The sequence below is a fragment of the uncultured Tepidimonas sp. genome (genome assembly GCF_938045175.1).
Lineage (GTDB): Bacteria > Pseudomonadota > Gammaproteobacteria > Burkholderiales > Burkholderiaceae_C > Tepidimonas.
On the sequence record NZ_CALIND010000196.1, the window covers coordinates 1 to 4,519 of the forward strand.

6 protein-coding genes are annotated in these 4,519 nt (G+C 67.0%); 5 read left to right on the top strand and 1 reads right to left on the bottom strand.

Annotated features, from left to right (window positions below; genetic code table 11):
* From Q0716_RS10315 to Q0716_RS10335, 5 genes are all read left to right on the top strand, one after another.
* Nucleotides 1-509: UDP-N-acetylglucosamine 2-epimerase (locus Q0716_RS10315; RefSeq protein WP_299022958.1), on the top strand; the 509-nt coding region annotated here is incomplete at its 5' end.
* Nucleotides 502-1,599 carry an N-acetylneuraminate synthase gene (gene neuB / locus Q0716_RS10320; RefSeq protein ID WP_299022960.1) on the top strand — a complete coding sequence of 366 codons (1,098 nt, stop codon included), beginning with the start codon at nt 502-504 and terminating at the stop codon, nt 1,597-1,599. The genes Q0716_RS10315 and neuB, both read left to right, overlap by 8 nt.
* Complete coding sequence (locus Q0716_RS10325) at nt 1,592-2,239, top strand: acetyltransferase (RefSeq protein ID WP_299022962.1); 648 nt, start codon at nt 1,592-1,594, stop codon at nt 2,237-2,239. The genes neuB and Q0716_RS10325 overlap by 8 nt, the downstream gene beginning before the upstream one ends.
* The gene (locus Q0716_RS10330) at nt 2,236-3,297 is read left to right on the top strand and encodes a nucleotidyltransferase family protein (protein WP_299022964.1); all 1,062 of its coding nucleotides are present in this window, start codon (nt 2,236-2,238) and stop codon (nt 3,295-3,297) included. The genes Q0716_RS10325 and Q0716_RS10330 overlap by 4 nt, the downstream gene beginning before the upstream one ends.
* Nucleotides 3,290-3,997, top strand: coding sequence for an acylneuraminate cytidylyltransferase family protein (locus tag Q0716_RS10335; protein ID WP_299022966.1), 708 nt, complete (start codon nt 3,290-3,292; stop codon nt 3,995-3,997). Before Q0716_RS10330 ends, Q0716_RS10335 begins: the two co-directional genes overlap by 8 nt.
* Nucleotides 3,998-4,021: 24 nt before the next feature.
* Here the strand turns inward: Q0716_RS10335 and Q0716_RS10340 are convergent.
* Nucleotides 4,022-4,519, bottom strand: a 498-nt coding sequence (locus tag Q0716_RS10340) for a flagellin (protein WP_299022967.1), incomplete at its 5' end; no start/stop codon positions are given.

The window sequence follows — 4,519 nt, forward strand, 5'->3', positions numbered from 1 at the left end:
AATGCCGTGAGCTGTTGGCCGCCCTGGACGCGTTCGGCCATGCACACGTGGTCTTCACGCTGCCGAATGCCGATCCGGGCGGTGCGGCCATCATCCCGCTGCTAGAGGGCTATGCAGCGCGCCATCCACAGCGCTGCCGCCTGTTTGCCTCGCTCGGCCAGCAGCGCTACCTGTCGCTGCTGCGTCAGGTGCAGGCGGTGGTGGGCAATTCCTCCAGCGGCCTCATCGAGGCGCCCAGCGCGGGTTGCGTCACGGTCAACATCGGTGATCGCCAGCGCGGACGATTGCGTGCGTCCAGCGTGATCGACTGTGCACCGCACCGGGGCGACATCGAGGCGGCCATTCGGCGCGCCCTCGATCCGGCCTTCCGCGCGGCGTTGGGTCAGGTACACAACCCCTATGGCGACGGGCATGTCGCCGCACGCATCCTGCAAATCCTGCGGCAGGCCGAGCCGCACGCCCTGCTGCGCAAGCCGTTTTACGACATTTCAGGGGAAGGTGATGCGTGAGCACGTAACACCGCCGCCCGTGCGGGTGATCGCCGAGGCGGGTGTCAACCACAACGGCCGAGCCGACTGGGCGTTTCGGCTCGTGGAGGTGGCGGCCCAAGCTGGGGCAGATGTGGTCAAGTTCCAGACCTTTCAGGCCGACGCTCTGGTGACCGCCGATGCGCCCAAGGCCGCCTACCAGCAGCGCAACACCGGTGCCGGGGAATCTCAGCAGGCCATGCTGCGCCGCCTGGAGTTGCCGGCCGCGCTGCATCGGGAGCTGAAGGCGCATGCGGAGCAGCGCGGGCTGCGCTTTCTGTCCACGGCCTTCGACGAACCGAGCCTGCGCCTGCTGGTCGATGAGCTTGGCCTGACGCTGCTCAAGATCCCATCCGGCGAATTGACCAACGCCCCGTTTCTGCTTCAGCACGCGCGCAGCGGGGCCGAGCTCATCGTCTCCACCGGCATGGCCACGCTTGCAGAGGTCGAGCAGGCGCTTGGGGTCATCGCCTTCGGACGCATCGCGGGTGCGCAAGAACAGCCGGGGCCAGCGGCGTTTCGCGCGGCGTATGCCTCGCCCGAGGGGCAGGCGGCGCTGCGCCGTGGGGTGACCCTGCTGCATTGCACCAGCGACTACCCGGCCGCGGCCGAGGCGGCCAATCTGCGCGCGATGGACGCCATGGCCGCCGCCTTCGGTCTGCCCGTCGGGTATTCGGACCACACACTCGGCATCGAGGTCGCGCTGGCTGCCGCGGCCCGTGGGGCGTGCGTGCTGGAAAAACATTTCACGCTGGATCGCGCGCTGCCGGGCCCAGACCACGCGGCGTCGCTGGAGCCCCTGGAATTGACGCGCCTGGTGGCCGGTGTGCGCACCGTTTCGGCGGCGTTGGGTGATGGCATCAAGCGGCCTCAGACTGAGGAGCTGGCCACGGCGGCGGTGGCACGCAAGAGTCTGGTCGCCCGTCGGGCGATTCGCGCCGGACAGGTGCTCGGTCCGCAGGATGTGGCAATGATGCGCCCAGGCACCGGCATGCCGCCCATGGCGTACTGGGATGTACTGGGGCGCACCGCGTCGCGGGACTACGCTGCAGGAGACCTGCTGGATGAGTGAGCCGTTCGTCATCCTTGGCGGAGGTGGCCATGCGCGGGTGGTGTTGGACACGCTGCGCAGCCTTGGCCAGCCGGTGCACGGGGTATTGCTGCCCGAGCGGCCTGCGGCCACCGACTGGCACGGGGTGACCGTGCTTGGCGATGACGCATGGCTGGACCAGCCGCAGACGCGCGGGTATCGGTTCGCCATCGGCGTCGGCATGGTGCCTGGTCGCCGGTCGCGTCGGCAGGCGGTTTTCGAGCGGCTTCGGTCGCTGGGGCTGCGGATGCCGGCGCTGGTGCATCCAGCAGCGGTCGTGTCAGCGGCGGCCGAGCTGGCCACAGCGGTGCAGGTCATGGCCGGCGCGATCGTGCAGCCAGGGGTTCGCCTGGGCGCCGGGGTGCTGCTCAACACTGGTGCACGGGTGGATCACGACTGTACGATCGGCGAGGGCGCGCATGTCGCTCCCGGCGCCATCCTGTGCGGCGACGTGCAGATCGGAGCGCAGGCCTTCATCGGCGCGGGAGCAGTGGTGCTGCCCGGCGTGGCGGTGGGGGACGGTGCCGAGGTGGCTGCCGGGGCAGTGGTACGGAACAACGTGCCGCCTAGATGCCGCTACATTCCGGGACAGCCGCTCAAAGCGGTGGAGGACGAGGCATGATCAGCGACTGGCAAGACCTGCTGTTGCGGCGCGACGACACCATCCGCCGCGCCATCGAGGTCATCGACCGTGGTGCCAAGCGCATTGCGCTGGTGGTGGATGAGTCTGGACGGCTACTGGGTACCGTCACTGACGGTGATGTGCGCCGCGGCATCCTGCGCCACCTGAGCCTGGATGCCCCTGTGGCCGAGGTGATGAACCCGCAACCGCGTGTACTGCCGCTGCGGCACGGCCGCGAGGAGGCGCTGCGCCTGCTGGGCAGCGCACAGGTGTTGCAGGTGCCCATCGTCGATGAGGAGGGCGTCCTGGTCGGCTTGGAGACCCTGACCGACCTGCTCAAACGCCCGCGCCTAGAAAACCCCGTGTTCCTGATGGCGGGGGGCTTTGGCACCCGCCTGCGGCCGCTGACCGACGACTGCCCCAAGCCGATGCTGCCCGTGGGCGGGCGGCCAATGCTGGAGCACATCCTGCAGGACTTGGTCGATTACGGCTTCTACCGCTTCTATATTTCCGTGCACTATCTGCGCGAGAAGGTCATGCAACACTTTCAGGACGGCAGCCGCTGGGGGGTGAGCATCCAGTATGTGCAGGAGGAAACGCCGCTGGGCACGGCCGGCGCATTGGGGCTACTGCCGAAAGAGGCCGTGCAGCGCCCCTTGATCGTCGTCAACGGCGACATCATGACCCGCGTCAACTACGAGGCCCTGCTGCAGGACCATGATCGCTATACCCCTGCAGCCACCGTTTGTTCACGGCAGTACGATTTTCAGGTGCCTTACGGCGTCATCCAGCACGATGAGCAGCGCATCACGCACATCATTGAAAAGCCCGTGCACCACTTCTTTGTCAGCGCTGGCATCTATGTGCTGGCACCCCAGGTCGTCCACGCCGTGGAGGCAAATGTCCGCTTGGACATGCCCGATTTGCTCAAACGCCAAATCGAGGCTGGCCTCACGGTGCGCATGTTCCCCGTCCATGAATACTGGCTGGACATCGGCCGCTTGGGGGACTTCGAACTGGCGCAGCGTGACGCGCCGCGGGTGATCGATCATGGCTGACCGAGCGGGAACGGTGTTGGCCTTGATTCCTGCCCGTGGCGGCAGCAAAGGTGTGCCTGGCAAGAATATCAAAGAAGTGGCAGGCAAGCCATTGATCGCTTGGACCATCGAAGCGGCCCGGCAAGCGCGCTGCATCGACCGCGTGGTGGTGTCGTCCGAAGACGCGGCAATTTTGCAAGTCGCGCGCGCGTGGGGGGCCGAGACGCCCTACGAGCGCCCAGCCGAATTGGCGCGCGACGAGACGCCCAGCATCGACGTCGTGTTGCACGCCCTGCAGCAACTGCCTGGCGTGGCTTGGATGGTACTACTGCAGCCCACATCGCCGTTGCGCGCGGCAGAAGATATCGATGCGGCCTTCGCGCTTTGTCAGGCCAAGGGCGCGCCTGCATGCGTCAGCGTGACCGAGGCCGGGACGCTGCCGTGGTGGATGTTCCATCTTTCGGCCGATGCGCGGTTGCGTGCTTTTCTGCCGCAGCAGGATCGTCCGCAGCGGCGGCAGGATGCGCCGCCACTGTACGCGCTCAATGGGGCGGTCTACATCGCGCGCGCCGACTGGCTGCGGCGCACCCGGTCTTTCCTGACGGACGAAACGCTGGCTTATGTGATGCCGCCTGAGCGTTCGGTCGACATTGACACGCCGCTGGACCTGGCGGTCGCGGCGTGCCTGTTGCGCGAGCGCTTGCCGCGCGGCGGCGCTTGAATGCGCCGCCGGCAACGCGCAACGTCAGCCCTGCAGCAGCCGCAGCACATTCTGCGGCAGTTGGTTGGCCTGGGCGATCATGGCGGTGCCGGCCTGCTGCAGGATCTGGGTGCGGCTGAGGTTGGCCGTCTCTGCAGCAAAGTCGGCATCCATGATCCGGCCGCGGGCGGCGGCTTGGTTTTCCACCGCCGTGCGCAGGAAGGCGATGGTGTTTTCAAACCGGCTCTGCACGGCACCCAGACGGGCTCGGCGTTCGTCCACCGCTGCGATGGCTTGATCCAAAGCGCTGATGGCACTGACGTTGGCGGACGTCGCGTTGATATTGAGCGCGGAGTACGAACCGCCGCCACTCACGACCGCGCTGAAGTTGGCCACACCGCTCAGTGAGATGTCCGCCGAGGCGATGGAAATTTGGTTCTCCGTGCCCGAGTTGGCGCCTACTTGGAACGAGTAACTGCCCGATCCTGCCAAAATCGCTTGACCGTTGAACTGCACCGAGCCACTCATACGGGCCAGTTCGCC

Bases quoted from the DNA above. Each gene is read 5' to 3' on its own strand.
- neuB (WP_299022960.1), top strand. From the start codon at position 502: ATGCGTGAGCACGTAACACCGCCGCCCGTGCGGGTGATCGCCGAGGCG.
- Q0716_RS10330 (WP_299022964.1), top strand. From the start codon at position 2,236: ATGATCAGCGACTGGCAAGACCTGCTGTTGCGGCGCGACGACACCATC.
- Q0716_RS10335 (WP_299022966.1), top strand. From the start codon at position 3,290: ATGGCTGACCGAGCGGGAACGGTGTTGGCCTTGATTCCTGCCCGTGGC.
- Q0716_RS10325 (WP_299022962.1), top strand. From the start codon at position 1,592: ATGAGTGAGCCGTTCGTCATCCTTGGCGGAGGTGGCCATGCGCGGGTG.